The organism is Microbispora sp. H10836, assembly GCF_012999525.1.
GTDB lineage: Bacteria > Actinomycetota > Actinomycetes > Streptosporangiales > Streptosporangiaceae > Microbispora.
On the sequence record NZ_JABBWU010000003.1, the window covers coordinates 346,540 to 366,819 of the forward strand.

Here is a 20,280-nt window from a genome sequence, read left to right on the forward strand (position 1 = left end):
TCTTTCCGTACTCCTCAAGGTTCGGTCTAAGGCGTGGTGCGGCACATCGGGCGGATGCCCTATCTCTGGCATGGGCCGGCGGCGTAGGACTTCTAAGGCGGGTAAGGCGAAGCCTTAGGAGCGCCGGAGTCCCCGGGTTTGGAATCAATCCGAGTGGTCGGGGATGCTGGTTCCGTGCCAACTATGACTACTCCGCTCGCGGAGGTCGCCTCCTCACCCTCGACGTTGCGGGCGTTCCTGCACGGCCTTCCCGGGGTCGACCGGGTCGGTGCGGACGCCCGGGCCGCGATGCTGGGCACGCGATCCATCAAGACGACCGCCAAGAAGCAGGCCATCGACTTGGCCATTCGGATGGTCGACCTCACCACCCTCGAAGGCGCGGACACCCACGGCAAGGTCAGGGCGATGTGCGCCAAGGCGGTGCGGCCCGACCCCGCCGACTCCTCCGTGCCGCCCGTCGCCGCTGTCTGCGTGTACCCCGACCTGGTCGCGACCGCCGTCGAGGCGCTGACCGGGTCGGGTGTGAAGGTGGCGTCCGTCGCCACGTCGTTCCCCAGCGGCCGGTCCTCGCTGGAGGTGAAGGTCGCCGAGACCCGCCTCGCCGTGGCCGCCGGAGCCGCCGAGATCGACATGGTCATCGACCGCGGCGCGTTCCTCGCGGGCGACTACCTCAAGGTGTACGAGGAGATCGTCGCCACCAAACAGGCCTGCGGCGGCAGCCATCTGAAGGTGATCCTGGAGACCGGCGAGCTCGCGACGTACGACAACGTGCGGCGGGCCTCCTGGCTGGCGATGATCGCCGGAGCGGACTTCATCAAGACCTCGACCGGCAAGGTGTCGCCGGCCGCGACCCTCCCGGTGACGCTCGTCATGCTGGAGGCCGTGCGCGACTTCCTCGCCGCGACCGGCCACAAGGTGGGCGTGAAGCCCGCGGGCGGCATCCGCACCACCAAGGACGCGATCAAATACCTGGTGCTGGTCAACGAGACGGCCGGGCCGGACTGGCTGGACCCCGACTGGTTCCGCCTCGGCGCATCCTCGCTGCTGAACGACCTGCTCATGCAGCGGCAGAAGATGGCCACCGGCCGGTACGCCGGTCCCGACTACTTCACGCTGGACTGAGGGCTGGACTGAGGCATGTTCGAATACGCACCCGCGCCCGAGTCGCGGGACATCGTCGACATCCGGCCGTCGTACGGCCTGTTCATCAACGGCGAGTGGGTCGAGCCGCAGGGCGAGGATCGCCACAAGACCGTCAACCCGGCCACCGAGGAGGTGCTCGCGGAGGTCGCGTGGGCGGGGGAGGCCGACGTCGACCGCGCGGTCCAGGCCGCGGCCAAGGCGTTCCCCGTGTGGTCGGCCATGCCGGGCGCGGAGCGGGCCAAGTACCTGTTCCGGATCGCCCGGCTCATCCAGGAACGCTCGCGTGAGCTGGCCGTCCTGGAGACGCTCGACAACGGCAAGCCGATCAGGGAGTCCCGTGACGTGGACCTCCCGCTGGTCGCCGCCCACTTCTTCTACTACGCCGGCTGGGCCGACAAGCTCTCCTACGCGGGGTTCGGACAAGATCCCCGTCCGCTGGGCGTGGCCGGGCAGGTCATCCCGTGGAACTTCCCGCTGCTCATGCTGGCCTGGAAGATCGCCCCCGCGCTGGCCTGCGGCAACACGGTCGTGCTCAAGCCGGCCGAGACCACGCCGCTGACCGCGCTGGCGTTCGCCGACATCTGCCGCCAGGCCGACCTGCCGCCGGGGGTCGTCAACATCGTCACCGGCGCCGGCGAGACGGGCGCCGCGCTCGTGAACCACCCCGGCGTGGACAAGGTCGCCTTCACCGGCTCGACCGAGGTCGGCCGCCTCATCGCCCGCGGCCTCGCGGGCACCCGCAAGAAGCTCACGCTGGAGCTCGGCGGCAAGGCCGCCAACATCGTGTTCGAGGACGCGCCGCTGGACCAGGCCGTCGAGGGCATCGTCAACGGGATCTTCTTCAACCAGGGTCACGTGTGCTGCGCCGGATCCCGGCTGCTGGTGCAGGAGTCGGTCGCGGCCGACCTGCTGGAGGCGCTCAAGCGGCGCCTCGGCACGCTGCGGCTCGGCGACCCGCTGGACAAGAACACCGACATCGGCGCGATCAACTCGGCCGAGCAGCTCGCCAAGATCCGCGAGTTGTCGGAGGCCGGGGAGGCCGAGGGCGCCGAACGGTGGTCGCCCGCCTGCCCGATCCCCGACCGCGGCTACTGGTTCCCGCCCACGCTCTTCACCGGCGTGGCCCAGTCGCACCGCATCGCCCGGGAGGAGATCTTCGGGCCGGTGCTGTCGGTGCTGACCTTCCGCACCCCCGCCGAGGCGGTGGAGAAGGCCAACAACACGCCGTACGGGCTGTCGGCGGGCGTGTGGACCGAGAAGGGCTCGCTCATGCTGTGGATGGCGTCCCGGCTGCGGGCCGGCGTCGTCTGGTCCAACACGTTCAACCGGTTCGACCCCACGTCGCCGTTCGGCGGCTACAAGGAGTCGGGCTACGGCCGCGAGGGCGGGCGGCACGGTCTGGAGGCCTACCTTGCGGTGTGATCATTCCTCCGGCCGTCCGTCCGGCAGGTGCGACTCCGGGCGTCGCCGCCGTCTCGTCCGCCGGGCCCGCGCGGGGGCGGGCGAGGGCTTCTCCCGGGGCCGCCGCTCCGGCCGCTTCGCCGTACGGCACGGCTGGTTCGCCCACCGCGGCGGCGTGTGCCGGTGCGGCCAGACCTATCAGCCGGCCCGTCCACTGGAGATTGGAAGTTTCGATGAGTGAGCGGCTGTCCGTGCGCAAGACGTACAAGCTGTTCATCGGGGGCGCGTTCCCGCGTTCGGAGAGCGGAAGGTCGTATGCGGTGACCTCCTCCAAGGGCGACTTCCTCGCCAACGCGGCCAGGGCCTCGCGCAAGGACGCCAGGGACGCGGTCGCGGCCGCGCGGAAGGCGTTCCCCGGCTGGTCGGGCGCCACGGCGTACAACAGGGGCCAGATCCTGTACCGGATCGCCGAGATGCTGGAGGGCCGCCGCGCGCAGTTCGTCGCGGAGATCACCGCCTTCGGCGGCGTCGGGGTCAAGCAGGCCGGCGAGATGGTGGACGCGGCGGTCGACCGGCTGGTCTGGTACGCGGGCTGGTCCGACAAGATCGGGGCGGTGCTCGGGTCGGCCAACCCGGTGGCCGGGCCGTACTTCAACCTGTCGAGCCCGGAGCCGACCGGCGTGGTGGCCGTGGTCGCCCCGCAGGTGGGACCGCTGCTCGGGCTGGTCAGTGTGATCGCCCCGGTGATCGCGACGGGCAACACCTGTGTGGTGGTCGCCTCCGAGCGGGCGCCGCTGCCGGCGATCACGCTGGCCGAGGTGCTGGCGACCTCCGACCTGCCGGGCGGGGTGGTGAACGTCCTCACCGGCTCGGCCGCCGAGATCGCCCCCTGGCTGGCGGGCCACATGGACGTCAACGGCATCGACCTGACCGGCGCCGACGCCGAGCTGGCCGTCACATGTGAGGAACTGGCCGCGGAGAACCTCAAGCGGGTGCTCCGGCCGCCGGCCGGTCCCGTGAACTGGCTCGCCGACCCCGGCATCGCGCGGATGACGACGTTCCTGGAGACCAAGACCGTCTGGCATCCGATCGGGGTTTAGCCCTTCGCCAGGGCCAGGAGGAGTTCGGCGTTCGTGCCCGTGTTCTTCAGCGTGGTGAGGAAGCGGTCGAACGCCTCCTGGTCCTGCAGCGCCCGGCGCAGCCGCCACACCAGCGGCAGTTCGGCGGGGTGGAGCAGCAGTTCCTCGCGGCGGGTGCCGGAGGCGACGACGTCGACGGCGGGGAAGACACGGCGGTCGGCCAGGCTCCGGCTCAGCTTCAGCTCCATGTTGCCGGTGCTCTTGAACTCCTCGAAGGCGATGTCGTCCATCTTCGAGCCGGTCTCGACCAGCGCGGTGGCGAGGATCGTGAGCGAGCCGCCGCCGGAGATGTTGCGGGCGGCGCCGAGCACCTTCTTGGGCAGGTGCAGGGCCCGGGCGTCCATGCCGCCCGTGAGCACGCGTCCGCCGCTCGGCGCGGCCATGTTGTACGCCCGGCCGAGGCGGGTGATCGAGTCCATGAGCACGACCACGTCACGGCCCGTCTCCACCAGCCGCTTGGCCCGCTCGACGGCCAGTTCGGCCGCGGTGATGTGGTCCTGCGGCGCCCGGTCGAAGGTCGAGGCGATCACCTCGGCCTGGACCGACTCGCGCATGTCGGTGACCTCCTCGGGCCGTTCGTCCACCAGGACGACCATGAGGTGGCATTCGGGGTGGTTGGTAGCGATCGCGTTCGCGACGGCCTTGAGCAGCGTGGTCTTGCCGGCCTTCGGCGGGGCGACGATGAGGCCGCGCTGGCCCTTGCCGACCGGGGCGAACAGGTCGATGACGCGCGTGGCCAGGACGCCCCGCGCCGTTTCCAGGCGCAGCCGCTCATCGGGGTGGATCGGCACGAGGTCGGCGAAGTCCGGCCGCGCCGGATCCGCCGGCCCGCCGTTGACGGTCGTGACGGAGGTGAGCGTGCCGTTCTGGGCGATGCCGCGGACGTGGTCGCCGCGGCGCAGGTCGAGCGCGTCCGCGAGGGCGGCCGGGACGGTCACGTCCTTGGGGCCGGGCAGGTAGCCGTTGGTACGGATGACCGTGTTCCGGCCCGACCGGTCGAGCAGGCCGGTGACCTCGGTGGTTCGGGTGTTCTTGGTACGGGCCGGCGTGGCGCGGGAGACGCCGCGCGGCCTGGGAACGCTGAGAGTGGTGGTGGTCATGGGACTCCTAGGGCTGAGAAAACGTCTGGGGGAGTTCGCGTGGCGGGTTCATCCGGCCGGAGCGGAGCGGGAGGGAACGAGAACCGCAGCGGAGGCCCGCAAGCGGGCTTCGCGAGAACCGGAGTTTCCTCCCGGCGCAGCGTCTCGTACAGATGGACGACGATTGCTGACCAGGCATGCGGTGCGCGTATGGGCTCGAGATGGAGCCAGAACCATACGGCTGTCCTCGACTATAACAGGCTCACCTGTCGCGGTGATTCCTTGAGATCTATCGGGACTGAAGGGCGTCGAGCGCCACGGCCATGGCGATGACCAGGCGGCGGTCGATCCGCGGGTCGCGGATCTCGATGGCGTACCGGTCGCGCAGCCCCCACCTGCGGTCGACGGAGAACGCGATCGAGGCGCCGATGCTGAAGTCGAAGTGGTACGGCAGCCACTCCAGCGAGTCGGAGAACCGGCGCAGCAGGGCGACCGCCAGGTTCCGCTCCTGGCCGGTCAGCGTCGGCAGCCCCGGCTGCTGGACATGCCAGGTCGAGCGGAGCAGCGACCGGCCGAAGTCCTTGCGGAACGTGCCGATCGGCGCCCCCGTGTGGTCGACGACGTCGTACTCGCCGGCGACGTCGAGGACCTTGCGCGCTTTGAAACCGGCCAGTGTCGCCTGCCGGGACTCGTCCGTGTAGAGCGTGACCTGCTCCTTGAGGGCCATCCGCTTCTGCTCGGCGAACGCCACGGCCTCGCCCTCGGAACCGTCGGGGAGAGCCACATGGACGACGTACCTGTTCACCATCATGGTGATCTTCTGGCGCAGGTACAGGCGGGTCTGCGCCTGCAGGGTCGCTATATCCATATGAGTCTCCAAGAACGGTCTGTTGCCTCCCTATATGCCCTCTTCTCGAAGAAGATCACCAGCCGGACACCCCTCAATCGACGCGCCGGTGACCATAACCACACTTTTCGGCCTTGATGGAACCCGGGAGAATGCCTATAAGGTAAGCCTTACCTAATCTTTACTGTCCTGGCAGGGGGCCCCTGTATGTTTCTCCGGCACCGCGGTATCGGGCTCGGTATCGGCGCCGTCGCAGTCGCACTCTCCCTGGCCGCCTGCGGCACCTCCTCCGGCACGAGCTCCGGCACGAGCGCGGACGCGGGCAAGCCCGCGGGGGAGGCCGCCAAGAAGGCCGTCGCCCAGGGTGGTGCGGACTTCACCACCGCCGCCGCGAAGACCGCTGCGATGGGCACCGGCGCCAAGCCCGGCGAGTGGCCGCGCACCCTCACCCACGCCATGGGCACGACCGAGATCAAGGCCCCGCCCAAGCGGGTCGTCGTCCTGGACGTCGGAGAGCTCGACAACGTCGTGTCCCTGGGCGTCCAGCCGGTCGGCTTCGCGCCCAGCGAGGGGTCGCCCGAACTGCCGTCCTACCTGAAGCAGGACGCCGGCACCCCGAAGCACGTGGGCACCATCAACAGCCTCAACCTGGAGGCGATCGCCGGGCTGCGCCCGGACCTCATCCTCGGCAGCCAGTTGCGCGCCGCCGACCAGTACGACGAGCTGTCGAAGATCGCCCCGACCGTGTTCTCCATCCGTCCCGGCTTCACCTGGAAGGAGAACTACCTCCTCAACGCGGCCGCCCTCGACAAGACCGAGGAGGCCAGGGCGAAACTCGCCGACTACGACCGCGCGGTGAAGGACCTCGGCGCGAAGCTCGGCGACGACAAGCCCGTCGTCTCGATGGTGCGTTTCCTGCCCGACGGCCTGATCCGCCTCTACGCCAAGGCGTCCTTCATCGGCACCATCCTCGACGACGCCGGCGTCCCGCGCCCGGACAACCAGAACATCCCCGACCTCGCCGCGGAGGTGAGCGCGGAGAACATCGACCAGGCGGACGCGGACGTCATCTTCACCGGTGTCTACGGCGATCCGAAGGCCACCGACAAGTCGGCGGTCCAGGGCAACCCGCTGTGGAAGAACCTCAAGGCGGTCAAGGCCGGCCACGCCTACGAGGTCCCGGACGAGACCTGGTACCTCGGCCTCGGCGTCACCGCCGCCATGGAGGTCGTCGCGGATCTGGACCGGTACCTCACCCGATAGGCGCACGTGGTCCCGTACCGGCTCCCAGAAAGCGAAACGAATGTCCCGTGCCACCCGACGGCGCGTCGGCCGGACGGCTGGGGGTGCGCTCCTGCTGCTTCTCGCCGGACTGCTGGTCCTCGCCGTGCTGCTCAGCCTCGCGGTGGGCAGCCGGCAGATCGCGCCGGGCGACGTGGTGGACGCCCTGCTGCACGGCGGCGCCGGCGACGACGCCCAGGTCGTACGGTCGTTGCGGGCGCCTCGCACCCTCATCGGCGTGATGGTCGGCGTCGCCCTCGCCGTGGCCGGGACGGTCATGCAGGGCATCACCCGTAACCCCATCGCCGAGCCCGGCATCCTGGGCGTCAGCCAGGGCGCCTCGGTGGGCGTCGTGTGCGCGATCGCGTTTCTCGGAGTGCACTCGCTCAGCGGCTACGTGTGGTTCGCCTTCGCGGGCGCGGGGATCGCGGCGGTCGCGGTCCACGTCATCGCCGCCGGCGGGCGCGGTGGCGCCACCCCGGTCAAGCTCGCCCTGGCCGGCACCGCGATGAACGCCCTGCTCGCCTCCGTGGTCTCCGGCATCGTGACGACCGACGCCAGGGCCCTGGACGAGTTCCGGTTCTGGCATGTCGGCTCGATCAGCGGCCGGAGCGTTGAGATCGCCGGTCAGACCTGGCCGTTCCTGCTCGCCGGACTGCTGCTGGTCGCCGCGGTGGCCCGGGGACTCGACGCGCTCGCGCTCGGTGAGGACGTGGCCAGGGGGCTCGGCCACAACGTCCCCCTGCTGCGGATCCTCGGAGGTCTCGGCGCCACCGTCCTGACCGGCGTCGCGGTCGCCGCCGCCGGTCCGATCGCCTTCACCGGCCTGGCCGTCCCGCACATCGCGCGAGCGCTCATGGGCACCGACCACCGCTGGGTCCTTCCCGCGGCGGCCCTGCTCGGCCCCGTGATGATCCTGGTCGCGGACGTCCTCGGCCGCGTCGTCTTCCCGCCCTCGGAGGTACCGGTGGCCGTCATGACCGCACTGCTCGGCGTGCCGTTCCTGATCGCACTGGTACGCAGGAAGGGGACGGTGGCGGCGTGACGATCCGCCCCAGCGGCTTCTCCGTCCTGCGCGCGGGGCGGGGCAGCTTCCTGCTGCACCGCAGGGCGGCCCTCGTCGCCACCGTGCTCGGCGCGGCGCTCGCGGTGACCGCCGTCGTCTATCTGTGCGTCGGCGAGTCCTTCGTCGGTCCCACGGAGGTCGTCCGTGTGCTCGCGGGGCGGCCGAGCCCCGACGAGTTCGTGGTCGGCACCCTGCGGATGCCCCGCCTCGTGGTCGGTCTTCTGGCCGGCGCCGCCTTCGGCCTCGCCGGAGCCTTCATCCAGACCGTGGCCCGCAACCCGCTCGCCAGCCCGGACGTGATCGGTGTGACACACGGCGCGGGCGCGGCGACCGTCGCCGCGATGACCTTCGGCGTCACGGCGCACACCGCCCTGCCGTACGTCGCGATCCTCGGCGGGACGGCCGCCGCCGCGCTGGTCTACGTCTTCGCCTGGCGCAGGGGCCTGCACGCCGCCCGCTTCGTGCTCATCGGCATCGGTGTCTCGGTCGCCCTCGGCTCCCTGACGCAGCTGTTCGTCACCAAGGGCGACTACCTGGTGGCCCAGCAGGCCAAGGTCTGGCTCACCGGATCCCTCAACGGCCGCGGCTACGACCACGCCGTACCGCTCGCCGTGATTTCGCTCGTGCTCATGCCGGCGCTGTTCTGGGCGGCCCGGGCGCAGCGCACCGTGTCGTTCGACGACGACACGGCGACCGCTCTCGGCGTACGGCTCGGCCGGGTCCGTCTGTGCCTGATCGTCCTCGGCGTCGTCCTGGCGTCGGTGGCGACGGGCGCGACGGGTCCGGTCGACTTCGTCGCGCTGCTGGCCCCGCAGATCGCCCGCCGCCTCACCCGCACCGCACAGATCCCGCTGGTCGGCTCCGCGCTGACCGGCGCCCTGATCATGGCCGTCGCGGATCTGCTGGCCCGAAAGCTGTTCTCTCCGATCGAGCTGCCGGTCGGCGTGTTCACCGCGGCGGTGGGCGCTCCGTATTTGATGTGGCTCATCGTCCGCACTCGCAGCCGTTCCGGAGGCGCCGCATGACCGGCAACCGCCTGAGGGCCGAAGGGCTCGTGCTCACCTACGAGGACCGTACGGTCGTCGACGGCCTCGACCTGGAGATCCCGGACGGGCAGGTGACCGTCGTCATCGGGCCCAACGCGTGCGGCAAGTCCACGCTCCTGCGCGCGCTGGGCCGGCTGCTCAAGCCGCGGCGCGGCGCGGTCCTGCTGGACGGCGCCGAGCTGTCCCGCATCCCCACCAGGCGGGTCGCCCAGAAGATCGGGCTGCTGCCGCAGACCCCGGTGCCGCCGGAGGGGATCACGGTCTCGGAACTGGTCACGCGCGGGCGGCAGCCCCACCACAGGTGGTGGCAGCAGTGGACGGAGGCGGACGAGAAGGCCGTCGGCGAGGCCATGGACCGCACCGCGACCGCCGACCTCGCCGAGCGGCTGATCGACGAGCTGTCCGGCGGCCAGCGGCAGCGGGCCTGGATCGCGATGGCCCTCGCCCAGGACACCGACCTCCTGCTGCTGGACGAGCCGACGACATACCTCGACATCGCACACCAGGTCGAGGTCCTCGACCTGGTGAGACAGCTCAACCGGGAGCGTGGCCGAACCGTCGTCGCCGTCCTGCACGACCTCAACCAGGCCGCCCGCTACGCCGACCACCTCATCGCCATGAAGGCGGGACGAATCGTCGCGCAGGGCGCGCCGAGCGACATCATCACCGCCGATCTGGTTCACGAGGTCTTCGGGCTCACCTCCGTCGTCGTACCGGACCCGGTCACGGGCGGCCCGCTGGTCGTACCGGGCGCACCCTGGCAGCGCGGATAGGTCCCTGTCACCTCAGGGTCAGGGGGTCGGGGTTTTCTCAGGGTTCCTCGCGGAACGTGACTTGTGGGGCGGTCCGTTGAACAGGATGACGAAAGGAGCCGATCGATGTACCGATCGAGGCAGCACAAGATCATCGCTGGCGTCTGCGGGGGGATCGCGGACCGGTACGGCATGTCGCCGACGGTCGTCCGTCTGCTGTTCCTGCTGTCGTGTATCTTGCCGGGTCCGCAGTTCGTGGCCTACCTCATCATGTGGGTGCTCTTCCCCAAGGCCCCGGCCCCCACGTCGGCGGGCTACGACTACTCGTACGGGCGCAGGTAGGCGGCTGCGTCGCACGGCGCGGCCGCGTCTATGCTCACATCGGAAGAGGTGAGCGATGATGCGGCAACGGCCCCTGACGCTGATCCAGGACGAGCTGGTCGACTACGAGAAGGCCATGGAGCGGATGGCCGCGCTGGTCGAGGAGCGGCAGGACGACGCGCGGCCCGACACGTTGTGGCTGCTCAGCCACCCGCCGGTCTTCACGGTCGGCAAGCGGACGCTGGAGACCCATCTGCCCGACCCGTCGGCCGGCATCCCCGTGGTGCCGACCGGCCGCGGCGGGCAGCTCACCTATCACGGCCCCGGGCAGCTGGTGGGCTATCTCATCGTGAAGCTGCGGGCCGGCGAGGGCGTGGTCGACTACATCCGCGAGGTGGAGCTGCGGCTGGTCGAGGCGCTGGCCCGGATCGGCGTCCCGGCCGAGCGCCGCGACACCCCGCCCGGGTCGGAGCTGCTGACCGGCGTGTGGACGCGGGACACCGGGCGGAAGATCGTCTCGATCGGCATGCGGTCGAGCCGGTCGGTCACCAGCCACGGCTTCGCGCTCAACGTGGACGGCGACCTCACGCCGTGGAACCTCGCGATCCCGTGCGGCATGCCCGACGTGGAGATGACCTCGATCGCCCACGAACTCGGACGGGCCTCCATGGAGGAGACCCGCCCGGTCGTCGCGGAGGCGTTCGAGGCCTCCTGACGCAGGCGGTCACAGGGCCCGGGCCGCGTTCTCCAGGCCGCGGGTCACCCGGTCCCGCCAGTCGTCGCGGAACATCGATGGCGCGGACCTCGCCGCGTTGCGGCCAGGCGGCGCGTGCGCCCGGTGTCGTCGATCATCAGACGAGCGTACGGCCCGCCGGGGAGGCGGGCCGTACGCGGGGAATCAGGCGACCGGCTCCGGCTCGTCGACGTCGTCGCCGATGTCGTCGACGGTTCGGCGGGGACCGGTGAACCAGTGCTTGGCGGACAGGTGCCACCACAGGGCGATGCCGATGAGCACGGCGCCGACCGCGATGGGGGCGTAGTTCACCGAGGTCCAGGTGAAGTCCGCGTTGCCCGGGACGCCCGCCGGGGCGATGGGCAGGACGAAGTAGACCGAGATGATCGCGATTTCGATCACGGCGATCCAGGACAGCGCCTTGTACTTGCGGCCGAGGGTCCACGGCCCCGGCTGGAAGGAGTCCCCGGCACGCAGGCGCAGCCAGATCGGGATGAGGAACGCGAGGTAGAGCCCGATCACCGCGATGGACACCACGGCGAGGAACGCGACGGGGGTCGTCGTGCCCTCAGGTGCGTAGAGCGCGGGCAGCGTGATCAGCAGCGCGACCCCGCAGCCGGCGATGATCGCGTTGACCGGCGTGCGGTTGCGGTCCACCTTCGACCACAGCCGCCAGCCCGGCACCGCGCCGTCCCGGGAGAACGCGTACGTCATCCGCGACATCGAGGTCACGCAGCTCATGCCGCAGAAGAACTGCCCGATCGTGGAGATCCCGAAGACGACGGTGGCGAGCGTGGACGACAGCGACGAGGTGAAGATGGCCCCGACGAAGCCGCCCTCGGCGTTGACGGCGTCCACGTTCGTGGCCGCGAACAGGAACGCGAGCAGCAGGATCCAGCCGCCGATCGCGGAGTAGAAGATCGACTGCCACAGGCCCTTGGCCGCCGTGCGGGCCGCGCCGTGGGTCTCCTCCGACACGTGCGCGCAGGCGTCGAAGCCGGTGATCGTGTACTGCGTGAGCAGGAAGCCCAGCGGCAGCACGTACAGCCAGAACGCCGGGCCCGAGTCGCCGTCGCCGAAACCGGAGTTGTTGAACGTCTCGAACAGGAAACCCACGCTCTGGTGCTCCGCCGGACCGAGGATCAGGATCAGCACGACGGCCGCCGCGCCGAACACGTGCCACCACACCGAGACGTTCTGCAACAGCGAGATCAGCCGGTGACTGAAGATATTGATCAGCGCGTGCAGCACCAGGACCACGGCGAACAGCAGGAAGGTCTGGTGCAGCGCGTTGCCGTTCGCCCAGGAGTCGCTGAAGCGCCCGATCGTGATGTTGAGGAACGTCGCGCAGCCGTAGTCGACGGACGCGGTGACGGCGATCAGCCCGATCAGGTTCAGCCAGCCTGTGAACCAGCCGTGCACGGGCCGGCCCAGCTTGGCGGCCCACCAGTAGATGCCGCCCGCCGTGGGGAACGCGGAGACCAGCTCCGCCATGCAGAAGCCGATGATCAGGATGAACGCCGAGATCAGCGGCCAGCCGACGGAGATCGCCAGCGGTCCGCCGTTGTTCCATGCCTGGCCGAAGGTCGTGAAGCAGCCGGCCAGGATCGAGATGATGGAGAAGGAGATGGCGAAGTTGGAGAACCCGCTCCAGGTGCGGGCCAGTTCCTGCTTGTAGCCGAGTTCCGCTAGTCGTTTGGCGTCGTCGTCGAGGGCTTGCGCCACTGAGGCCTCCTCTAACCGGCTCTAACTGGTGCGGGGTATCCAGCCGCCGATCGCGTCGTCTGCGACGGGATCTGGCATGCCCGGCTCCTTTGGTCTACCTTCAGACCATTGATCCGATTTTCTGGGTCGGGTGTTACACGGCGGTACAGGCTCGGCTGGGAGCTCTACGCGCGGCCGCTATACCCCCACCCGCCTGGTCCGGGCTGGGTGGTAGGTGAAGGCCCAGCGGTCTGTGCCGGTCTTGCGGCGGGTGTAGCGGTCGGGGTGCTGGTAGCGGTCGCGGTTGTGGAACTGGCAGGCCGGGCCCAGCAGTTTGAGATCGGTCAGGCCGCCGCTGCTCCAGTTGTCGGCGTGGTCGATCTGGCACCTGGTGGCCGGCAGCGGGCAGCCGTCGACCCAGCAGGTCGCGTAGCGGGCGTAGATCGCCCGCCGCTGGGCCGGGGTGGCCAATCTGACCTTGCGGCCCATGTCCAGGACCTGCCCCTCGGCGTCCATCACCAGGCGCACCAGGGTGGAGGTGCGGGCCAGCCGGTGCACGCTGGAGACGGGCAGCACCTGCCCGGTCGCCAGCAGCAACCCCGGCGCCATCCCCAACGCCGTGCCCAGCGCCCCCGCCAGTGCCCCCGGCAGCCCTCCGGCCGCTGCTCCGGGCTCTGCTCCCGGTGGCGACCCCGGCTCTGCTCCCGATGACGCCTCCGGCTCTGGTCCCAGCGTGCCGGGTGGCGTCTCCGTTCCTCCCGGCCCATGCCGGACCTCCCCCGCAGGCTGATGCCCGGCGTGGGGGTGATGAGCAGGGGCGTCTCCGGGCGGATCAGGCGACTGCCACTCGCCCCACCGCGACTCCGCCGATTGCGACCCCTGCCGCTGCGGCGTGCTCTGCCGGCTGCTCTTCGCCTGCGCGCGTCCGGTCGTGTCATCGCCGGACGGCACTTCATGGGGGCCGGTCGCAAGGTCGGCGCTGTTAACGGCGCTCCCGCCGGTGCTCTCGACGGTGCTCTCGACGTCGGCCTCTGCGGCCTCATCGGCCCCGGCACCTACCGCAGAAGCGGCCTCCCCGGCATCACCGGTCTCGGCAAGGTCGACAGGGTCGGTGCTGGCGACGTCAGTCGTGTCCCCCTCGGCGGGGGCGCTGGTGTCCTCGCTGTCCCGGCTGTCCTCAGCCCCCTCGGCGTCCTGAGTGTTCTCGGGCTCTTCGGTGTCCTCAGGGCCTTCCGGGCCTTCGAAGGTCTCGGGGGTCTCGGGGTGGTCGGGGTTGGGGGTGGGGTCGGTGGGGAGGGACTCGGCGTTGACCAGGACCAGAAGCTCGGCGGCGATCTTCTCCTCCAGCAACGCCATGAACGCATCCGCCTGACGCACCGCCAGCGGCCGGTCATCGCCCTCCGCCTTCGGCCTGGCATAGGCGTCCAGCAGCGCCTGCAACCGGGCGGCATGCTCACGCGGGAGGTAGAACTCCCCCTCAAGCCCGCCGCCTTTGCCGGGGCGGATCCGCAGGAACCGCCGACCGTAGTCGGCCCGCTCATCGCGGTCCTCACCATCGGGGTCCAGCACCGCCCGCAGGTAGCGGCCCGCCCTGGCCACCTCCGCCGCGCCCGCCTTGCCCGCCAGCTCCAGCAGGATCGGCTCAGCCACCGCAGCGTGCTCATCGGACAGGCCAGAGATCGCCGCGCAGATGGCCTCCACCACCCCCGCCGCCAACCCTCCGGCGGCGAACTTCTCCCGCACCTTCGGCAGGCGGGCCAACTCGATCCCCAGGGTCAGCAGGCGGCCCGCCCCGGCGACGCTCATTCCTCCGGCGGTGCGCAGCCAACTGCGGGTGGAGGCATGCCCATGCCGCCGGGCCTGCCCCGCCCGATGTACCCGCCCCACCCGATCCGCCAGAGCACACGTGATCCGATCCCGCGCGAACACCAACTCCTCAGCCTCGGCCAGACAGATATCCACATCGTCCGGAACCGGCGCCAACGCCAACGCCTGCGCCGACTCACGAACAGAACCGATCAGCACCCACGACGACCGACCCCGGCGATCACCCGCGCCAGCGGCATCCGCCCCGGCACAACCCGCCCCCGCATCACCGGCGGCCTCACTGCCCATGCTCCCGGTGTCAGCGGCCGCGTCGTTTTCCACACTGCCGTCCCGGGCGAGCGAACCCTCCGTCGGCCACAAAGGAGAATCGGCAGTCAGGCGATCCCACCAGTCAGCAGGGATGTTCGAACGACGGCGGCGCTCAGGATCGAGGTCGAACAGATCCATCGCACCCCCTCGTCGCTTGATTCGAAATCCTGTACTAATTCTTCAGGGTCCGGAGGGGCTGTTCAAGCTGACGAGAGAAACTCCTGGGGTCACAGATGGAGTTGAGAAAGCCGACGACTATCGCGAGCAGATCCCCGACCTCCACGGCCCGAGCCGCCGGAGGTACGTCACGATCGCCGATGCTGGAGTGCCAGGCGTCACGGAGGCAGTTCGCCGCGGGTGGGCAGGCCCTGCCAGGAGCTGTGGCTGGCGACCGCGAAGGCGGCCACCGAGATGCCGCGCTTGAGGCGGTCCGCCGGGTGCAACCCGTCGAGGATCGCGCTGAGGTAGCCCGCGACGAACGCGCCGCCGACCTCGGCGGGGTCGACCGCGGTCACGGGGGCGGCCTGGGTGTCGTAGCGCAGGCCCTCGACGGTGGCGCTGGCTCCCTTGGCGCCCCGGGTCACGACCAGTTCGGGCGTGGACGCGAGCACGGGCTCCACGAGCATGAGCTCGTCCTGGGTCGCGAACAGCACGTCGGCCGACGCGGCGAGTTCGGTGAGCCCCTGGCGGGCCTCCTCCGCGCTCTGCCAGAGGTTCGCGCGGTGGTTGACGTCCACCGAGACGAGCACCCCGGCGTCCCTGGCGAGCTTGACGGCGTGGTGGACGGCGCTCCACGCGAGGCCGCTCAGGCCGAGGGTGACGCCGGTGACGTGCAGGATCCGCGCCGACTGCACCGCCTCACCGGGCACGTCGCCGGTCGACAGGTGGGACCCGGCCGAGCCCTCCCGGTAGTGGACGGCGTGCGACGAGCGGCCGATGCGCCGCTGGCGGAGGATCAGCCCGGTCGCCGCCGTGTCGTCCACCCGTACGTGGGAGACGTCCACACCCTCGCCGCGCAGGACGGTCAGCGTACGGATGCCGAGTTCGTCGGCGCTGACCCGGCCCAGCCAGCTCACCGTGTGGCCGAGCCGGGCCAGGCCGACCGCCGTCGTCAGCTCGGGCCCCTCCACGTCGAGGCGGATGGTCGTGTCATGCCGCAGCCGGTCGCCGGAGACGACGCCCAATGCCTCTCCGAGCGTGAAAACTTCGGTCATGCCGTGAGTCCGCGGAATTGCACCCGGAAAGCATGACAGACCCTGATCCGCCGGGGAAAGCCCTCGCTCAGGCGCCGAACGCGTCCACGGCGGCCTGGCAGAAGGCCTTCAGGTCGTCCGGCTTCCGGCTGGTCACCAGCGTGTTCGGGCCGCCCGTGCAGACCATGACCTCCTGGTCCACCCAGGTCGCTCCCGCGTTGCGCAGGTCGGTCTGCAGGCTGGGCCACGAGGTCAGCGTGCGCCCGCGCACCACGTCGGCCTCCACGAGGGTCCACGGCGCGTGGCAGATCGCCGCGACCGGCTTGCCCGCGTCGAAGAACCCCTTGACGAACCGTACGGCCTCCGGCCGCATCCGCAGGAAGTCCGGGTTGGCGACCCCGCCGGGGAGGACCAGCCCGTCGAAGTCGGCCGCGGAGACCTCTCCCGCCACGGCGTCCACCGGGAAGGTGCCGGCCTTGTCGAGGTGGTGGAACGCCTGGATCTCCCCGCGTTCCACCGAGACCAGCCTCGGTGTGCCACCCGCCTGCTCGACGGACTTCCACGGCTCGGTGAGCTCGACCTGCTCGACCCCCTCGGGGGCGACGAGGAATGCGATCGTCCTGCCCTGGATCATCGTTGCTCCCCTCTTTTGCTCGTTCTTGACGTCGCGTGCCCGGAAGGATGCGATCTATGCCGTCCGCTGGGTAGGGGACGGACATGCCCGTGCGCGTGGGGACCTCCGGCTGGCAGTACGCCGACTGGCGCGATCTCGTCTACGGGGGCGTGCCCCAGAGGCTGTGGCTGGAGAGCTACGGCGAGATCTTCGCCACCGTCGAGAACAACAACGCCTTCTACCGGTTGCCGAAGCGGGAGACGTTCGAGTCGTGGCGGGAGCGTACGCCGCCCGACTTCGTCATGGCGGTCAAGGCCAGCCGCTTCCTCACGCACATCAAGCGGCTGAAGGACCCGGAGGAGCCGGTCGAGCGGCTGATGGGCGTGGCCGAGGGCCTCGGCCCGAAGCTGGGTCCCATCCTGCTGCAATTGCCGCCGACCCTGCAGGTGGACGCCGGCCGACTGCGGGCCTGCCTGGCGCGGTTCCCGCGTGCCGTACGGGTCGCGGTCGAGCCGCGGCACGCCTCGTGGTGGACCGACGAGATCCGCGCCCTGCTGACGGAGTTCGGGGCCGCGTTGTGCTGGGCGGACCGTCTCGGCCGGCCGGCCGGGCCCCTGTGGCGTACGGCCGACTGGGTCTACCTGCGCTTCCACGAAGGGCGGGCCGAGCCCTGGCCCAGCTACGGCTCACACGCGTTGCGCAGCTGGGTGGGCCGCCTGGGCGAGGCGCCGGACGCCTACGTCTACTTCAACAACGATCCCGGCGGCGCGGCCGTACGCAACGCGATCACCTTCGCGGAGCTGGCACGCGCGCAGGGGAGGGACGTGAGCAGGGCGCGGCTTCCCGAGCGGTCCCCCGAGCCCGTCCGGCCATGACCGGACGGGCGAGTGTCACCCCCGGCATGACGGATCAGACGCGGCGCTCGTCGGCCGCGTGACGCCCGCCCGCCACCAGCTGGTCGGGGGACGACTGCTGGGCGGGCACCGACACGCGGTTGTGCGGCGCGGTGGGACGCTCGGCGCGCTCGGCCCGGTCGTCGACACCGTCGCGGTCCCGGTCGACCTTCGGGCGCTCGGCCGGCGTGGAGGCTGTCGTGGAGGCTGTCGTCGAGGCCGTCGTCGAGGCCGTCGTCGAGGTCGTCGAGGTCGTCTCCAGGCGGCGCTCCAGGTCGCGCTTCTCCGCCTCCAGGCGGGACACGCGGTCCCGCTCCGCCAGGCGCGCCTCACGCAGCCGGCGGCGCTTCACCGCGGCGCGGCGCATGCCGGCCGTGATGAGCAGCAGGCCGGCGACGAAGACGGCGGTGGTCACGACACCGGCGATGAACAGCTCGAACGGGCTGAGGTTGAACGTGCGGTCCAGGACCGTGATCGGCAGGGTGTTCGCGGTGTCGTTCACCGACACCTCGATCACAGCCGCCGCCGCGATCAGGACCAGAAGCAGGCCCAACAAGACCATCTGTCCTCACTCCCAGTGCGGTTGCGATTGGTTGACGCCCTCTGACTGCCCAGGAGAGCGGAGATCATGTGCCGCGGGTCACAGCACCGCCAAGGCAAAGAATGCGCGTTAACACTCTGGTTACAAACGGGCAAAAGCTACGAAATGCCGAATCGGCACTGTAGGGCGTGGCGGACGAACGCCAGGCCGCCTCGTTCGAAGGGATCGACGTGACCTACAAGGCCGAGTACATCTGGATCGACGGCACGGAGCCGACCGCGAAGCTCCGCTCCAAGACCAAGGTCCTTGCCGACGGCGCCGAGCCGCCGCTGTGGGGCTTCGACGGGTCCAGCACCAACCAGGCCACCGGTCACGCCTCCGACCTGGTGCTCAAGCCGGCGTTCATCTGCCCCGACCCGATCCGGGGTGGCGACAACGTGCTGGTCCTGTGCGAGGTCCTGCACACCGACATGACGCCGCACGCCAGCAACACCCGCTCCCCGCTCGCGGAGGTGGCCGAGCGGTTCGCCGACCAGGAGTCGTGGTTCGGCATCGAGCAGGAGTACACCTTCTTCAAGGACAGCCGTCCGCTCGGCTTCCCGCTGGGCGGCTTCCCCGCTCCGCAGGGCGGCTACTACTGCGGTGTCGGCGCCGACGAGGTGTTCGGCCGTGACATCGTCGAGCTGCACCTCGACCGCTGCCTGGCCGCCGGCCTCAAGGTCTCCGGCATCAACGCCGAGGTCATGCCCGGCCAGTGGGAGTTCCAGATTGGTCCCGCCGGTCCGCTGGAGGTCTCCGACCACATGTGGGTCGCCCGCTGGCTGCTCTACCGCACCGCCGAGGAGTTCGACGTGGCCGCCACGCTCGACCCCAAGCCGGTGAAGGGCGACTGGAACGGCGCCGGCGCGCACACCAACTTCTCCACGAAGGCGATGCGTGAGGGCTACGACCCGATCATCACCGCCTGCGAGGCACTGGCCGACAACGCCATGGAGCACGTCAAGAACTACGGCCACGGCATCGAGGACCGCCTCACCGGCCACCACGAGACCGCCCGGTGGGACAAGTTCAGCTACGGCGTCTCCGACCGCGGCGCCTCCGTCCGCATCCCGTGGCAGGTCGAGGTGGACAAGAAGGGCTACATCGAGGACCGGCGCCCCAACGCCAACGTCGACCCCTACGTCGTCACCCGCCTGATGGTCGACACCTGCTGCGCCGCTCTGGAGAAGGCCGGCCAGGTCTGACAGGTCTGACGGTTCCCCCGTCCTCGTACGGCTCCCGCGTCCGGCGCGGGAGCCGTACGCGTATGTCGTGCATGTACGGTGGCCGCTGTGCCGCACCAGCCAGAACCCCTCGTCATCGGCCACCGGGGCGCCAGCGCCCTGCGGCCCGAGCACACGCTGCCGTCATATGAGACGGCGATCGCGCTCGGGGCCGACTACATCGAGCCCGACCTGGTCTCCACCCGTGACCACGTCCTGGTGGCCCGCCACGAGAACGAGATCTCGGGGACCACGGACGTGGCGGCCCACCCCGAGTTCGCGGCCCGCCGCACCACCAAGACCATCGACGGCGTGGCGGTCACCGGCTGGTTCACCGAGGACTTCACGCTGGCCGAGCTGCGCACGCTGCGGGCCACCGAGCGCATCCCGGACCTGCGCCCGGGCAACGCCGCCTTCGACGGCCTGGCTCCGATCCCGACGTTCGACGAGGTCGTGGAGCTGGCCGTACGGCACGGCGTGGGCGTCTACCCCGAGACCAAGCACCCTTCCTACTTCGACTCCATCGGCCTGTCGCTGGAGGAGCCGCTGCTCGACGTGCTGGGCCGGCACGGCCGGCGCGACCGGCACGACCCGGTCTTCATCCAGTCGTTCGAGGCGGCCAACCTGCGCGAGCTGCGCGGGAAGACCCGGCTGCCGCTGATCCAGCTGGTCGGCGGCTCGGGCGCGGCGTACGACCGGATGGTCACGCCCGCCGGGCTCGAGGAGATCGCGACGTATGCGGACGGCATCGGCGTGGCGACCTCGCGGGTCGTGCCCACCGGTCCCGGCGGTCGCCTCCTCGCCCCCACGACACTGGTGCGGGACGCCCACAGGGTGGGGCTCGACGTGCACGTGTGGACCGTTCGCGACGAGAACGCCCAGCTCCCGGTCGACTTCCGGCGCGGCGACCCGGCCGGTCCGGCGTACGCGCGGGCGACGGGAGACGTGATGGGCTGGCTGGCGATGCTCTACGACCTCGGCGTGGACGGCGTCTTCGCCGACAACCCCGGCACGGCTCGTGCCGTGCTCGCGGGGCGTTCCCGGCGGATCGCCGCAAGTTGACAATGATTTTCATTTGCGGGACATTTGGAAGGGATGTTTCCCCTGATAACGCCGACTTGAGGAGCCGT

General features: G+C 70.5%; 19 protein-coding genes. 12 read left to right on the forward strand and 7 right to left on the reverse strand.

Annotation, left to right across the window (positions count from 1 at the left end):
• The first annotated feature begins 183 nt into the window (after positions 1-183).
• The 3 genes from deoC (at position 184) to HHX30_RS09120 (ending at position 3,644) form a co-directional block, all read left to right on the forward strand.
• Complete coding sequence (deoC, locus tag HHX30_RS09110) at positions 184-1,122, forward strand: deoxyribose-phosphate aldolase (protein WP_169981346.1); 939 nt, start codon at positions 184-186, stop codon at positions 1,120-1,122.
• A gap of 15 nt (positions 1,123-1,137) precedes the next feature.
• Positions 1,138-2,565 (forward strand): aldehyde dehydrogenase family protein, encoded by a 1,428-nt coding sequence (locus tag HHX30_RS09115; RefSeq protein ID WP_169981348.1) that lies wholly within the window; start codon positions 1,138-1,140, stop codon positions 2,563-2,565.
• A gap of 212 nt (positions 2,566-2,777) precedes the next feature.
• Entirely contained in the window at positions 2,778-3,644 is an 867-nt protein-coding gene (locus HHX30_RS09120; RefSeq protein ID WP_169981350.1) for an aldehyde dehydrogenase family protein, read from the forward strand.
• Here the strand turns inward: HHX30_RS09120 and rho are convergent.
• Complete coding sequence (gene rho, locus HHX30_RS09125; RefSeq protein WP_169981352.1) at positions 3,641-4,783, reverse strand: transcription termination factor Rho; 1,143 nt, start codon at positions 4,781-4,783, stop codon at positions 3,641-3,643. The genes HHX30_RS09120 and rho overlap by 4 nt on opposite strands.
• A 268-nt stretch (positions 4,784-5,051) precedes the next feature.
• Positions 5,052-5,630: a hypothetical protein gene (locus HHX30_RS09130; RefSeq protein ID WP_169981354.1), complete on the reverse strand. Its 579-nt coding sequence runs from the start codon at positions 5,628-5,630 to the stop codon at positions 5,052-5,054.
• Positions 5,631-5,816: 186 nt separating this feature from the next.
• Between HHX30_RS09130 and HHX30_RS09135 the strand changes: the two genes are divergently transcribed.
• From HHX30_RS09135 to lipB, 6 genes are all read left to right on the forward strand, one after another.
• A complete protein-coding gene (locus tag HHX30_RS09135; protein WP_169981356.1) occupies positions 5,817-6,872 on the forward strand; it encodes an ABC transporter substrate-binding protein in 1,056 nt (351 codons plus the stop codon).
• 40 nt (positions 6,873-6,912) lie between these two features.
• A complete protein-coding gene (locus HHX30_RS09140) occupies positions 6,913-7,935 on the forward strand; it encodes an iron ABC transporter permease (RefSeq protein ID WP_169981358.1) in 1,023 nt (340 codons plus the stop codon).
• Complete coding sequence (locus HHX30_RS09145) at positions 7,932-8,981, forward strand: iron chelate uptake ABC transporter family permease subunit (RefSeq protein WP_169981360.1); 1,050 nt, start codon at positions 7,932-7,934, stop codon at positions 8,979-8,981. The genes HHX30_RS09140 and HHX30_RS09145 overlap by 4 nt, the downstream gene beginning before the upstream one ends.
• The gene (locus HHX30_RS09150; protein ID WP_169981362.1) at positions 8,978-9,775 is read left to right on the forward strand and encodes an ABC transporter ATP-binding protein; all 798 of its coding nucleotides are present in this window, start codon (positions 8,978-8,980) and stop codon (positions 9,773-9,775) included. Before HHX30_RS09145 ends, HHX30_RS09150 begins: the two co-directional genes overlap by 4 nt.
• A 105-nt stretch (positions 9,776-9,880) precedes the next feature.
• Positions 9,881-10,096 (forward strand): PspC domain-containing protein, encoded by a 216-nt coding sequence (locus HHX30_RS09155; RefSeq protein WP_169981364.1) that lies wholly within the window; start codon positions 9,881-9,883, stop codon positions 10,094-10,096.
• A 55-nt stretch (positions 10,097-10,151) separates the two neighbouring features.
• Positions 10,152-10,790 carry a lipoyl(octanoyl) transferase LipB gene (gene lipB / locus HHX30_RS09160; protein ID WP_169981366.1) on the forward strand — a complete coding sequence of 213 codons (639 nt, stop codon included), beginning with the start codon at positions 10,152-10,154 and terminating at the stop codon, positions 10,788-10,790.
• A gap of 183 nt (positions 10,791-10,973) precedes the next feature.
• Here lipB and HHX30_RS09165 read toward each other — a convergent pair whose 3' ends face one another.
• From HHX30_RS09165 to HHX30_RS09180, 4 genes are all read right to left on the reverse strand, one after another.
• On the reverse strand, positions 10,974-12,533 hold the full coding sequence (locus HHX30_RS09165) for an amino acid permease (RefSeq protein ID WP_169981367.1): 1,560 nt from the start codon (positions 12,531-12,533) through the stop codon (positions 10,974-10,976).
• 177 nt (positions 12,534-12,710) lie between these two features.
• Positions 12,711-14,786 (reverse strand): DUF222 domain-containing protein, encoded by a 2,076-nt coding sequence (locus HHX30_RS09170; protein WP_311922221.1) that lies wholly within the window; start codon positions 14,784-14,786, stop codon positions 12,711-12,713.
• Between the two features lie 197 nt (positions 14,787-14,983).
• Positions 14,984-15,862, reverse strand: a complete 879-nt coding sequence (locus tag HHX30_RS09175) for a sugar kinase (protein ID WP_169981371.1) — start codon at positions 15,860-15,862, stop codon at positions 14,984-14,986.
• A gap of 67 nt (positions 15,863-15,929) precedes the next feature.
• The gene (locus tag HHX30_RS09180; protein ID WP_169981373.1) at positions 15,930-16,475 is read right to left on the reverse strand and encodes a type 1 glutamine amidotransferase domain-containing protein; all 546 of its coding nucleotides are present in this window, start codon (positions 16,473-16,475) and stop codon (positions 15,930-15,932) included.
• An 83-nt stretch (positions 16,476-16,558) separates the two neighbouring features.
• Between HHX30_RS09180 and HHX30_RS09185 the strand changes: the two genes are divergently transcribed.
• Entirely contained in the window at positions 16,559-17,329 is a 771-nt protein-coding gene (locus HHX30_RS09185; RefSeq protein ID WP_169981375.1) for a DUF72 domain-containing protein, read from the forward strand.
• Positions 17,330-17,363: 34 nt separating this feature from the next.
• On the opposite strand, the gene HHX30_RS09190 is transcribed toward HHX30_RS09185, so the two are convergent.
• A complete protein-coding gene (locus HHX30_RS09190; protein WP_169981377.1) occupies positions 17,364-17,909 on the reverse strand; it encodes a hypothetical protein in 546 nt (181 codons plus the stop codon).
• A 167-nt stretch (positions 17,910-18,076) separates the two neighbouring features.
• Between HHX30_RS09190 and glnII the strand changes: the two genes are divergently transcribed.
• Together glnII and HHX30_RS09200 are read left to right on the forward strand one after the other, a co-directional pair.
• A complete protein-coding gene (gene glnII, locus HHX30_RS09195; RefSeq protein WP_311922222.1) occupies positions 18,077-19,132 on the forward strand; it encodes a glutamine synthetase in 1,056 nt (351 codons plus the stop codon).
• 87 nt (positions 19,133-19,219) lie between these two features.
• Entirely contained in the window at positions 19,220-20,212 is a 993-nt protein-coding gene (locus HHX30_RS09200) for a glycerophosphodiester phosphodiesterase (RefSeq protein ID WP_311922223.1), read from the forward strand.
• Positions 20,213-20,280 lie beyond the last annotated feature (68 nt).

Excerpts from the sequence above, each read along its gene's own strand:
- HHX30_RS09185 (WP_169981375.1), top strand. The coding sequence starts at position 16,559 with ATGCCCGTGCGCGTGGGGACCTCCGGCTGGCAGTACGCCGACTGGCGC.
- HHX30_RS09155 (WP_169981364.1), top strand. The coding sequence starts at position 9,881 with ATGTACCGATCGAGGCAGCACAAGATCATCGCTGGCGTCTGCGGGGGG.
- HHX30_RS09175 (WP_169981371.1), bottom strand. The coding sequence starts at position 15,862 with ATGACCGAAGTTTTCACGCTCGGAGAGGCATTGGGCGTCGTCTCCGGC.
- HHX30_RS09150 (WP_169981362.1), top strand. The coding sequence starts at position 8,978 with ATGACCGGCAACCGCCTGAGGGCCGAAGGGCTCGTGCTCACCTACGAG.
- HHX30_RS09115 (WP_169981348.1), top strand. The coding sequence starts at position 1,138 with ATGTTCGAATACGCACCCGCGCCCGAGTCGCGGGACATCGTCGACATC.
- HHX30_RS09140 (WP_169981358.1), top strand. The coding sequence starts at position 6,913 with ATGTCCCGTGCCACCCGACGGCGCGTCGGCCGGACGGCTGGGGGTGCG.
- HHX30_RS09190 (WP_169981377.1), bottom strand. The coding sequence starts at position 17,909 with ATGGTCTTGTTGGGCCTGCTTCTGGTCCTGATCGCGGCGGCGGCTGTG.
- HHX30_RS09130 (WP_169981354.1), bottom strand. The coding sequence starts at position 5,630 with ATGGATATAGCGACCCTGCAGGCGCAGACCCGCCTGTACCTGCGCCAG.
- rho (WP_169981352.1), bottom strand. The coding sequence starts at position 4,783 with ATGACCACCACCACTCTCAGCGTTCCCAGGCCGCGCGGCGTCTCCCGC.
- HHX30_RS09170 (WP_311922221.1), bottom strand. The coding sequence starts at position 14,786 with ATGGATCTGTTCGACCTCGATCCTGAGCGCCGCCGTCGTTCGAACATC.
- lipB (WP_169981366.1), top strand. The coding sequence starts at position 10,152 with ATGATGCGGCAACGGCCCCTGACGCTGATCCAGGACGAGCTGGTCGAC.
- HHX30_RS09120 (WP_169981350.1), top strand. The coding sequence starts at position 2,778 with ATGAGTGAGCGGCTGTCCGTGCGCAAGACGTACAAGCTGTTCATCGGG.
- HHX30_RS09180 (WP_169981373.1), bottom strand. The coding sequence starts at position 16,475 with ATGATCCAGGGCAGGACGATCGCATTCCTCGTCGCCCCCGAGGGGGTC.
- HHX30_RS09135 (WP_169981356.1), top strand. The coding sequence starts at position 5,817 with ATGTTTCTCCGGCACCGCGGTATCGGGCTCGGTATCGGCGCCGTCGCA.
- deoC (WP_169981346.1), top strand. The coding sequence starts at position 184 with ATGACTACTCCGCTCGCGGAGGTCGCCTCCTCACCCTCGACGTTGCGG.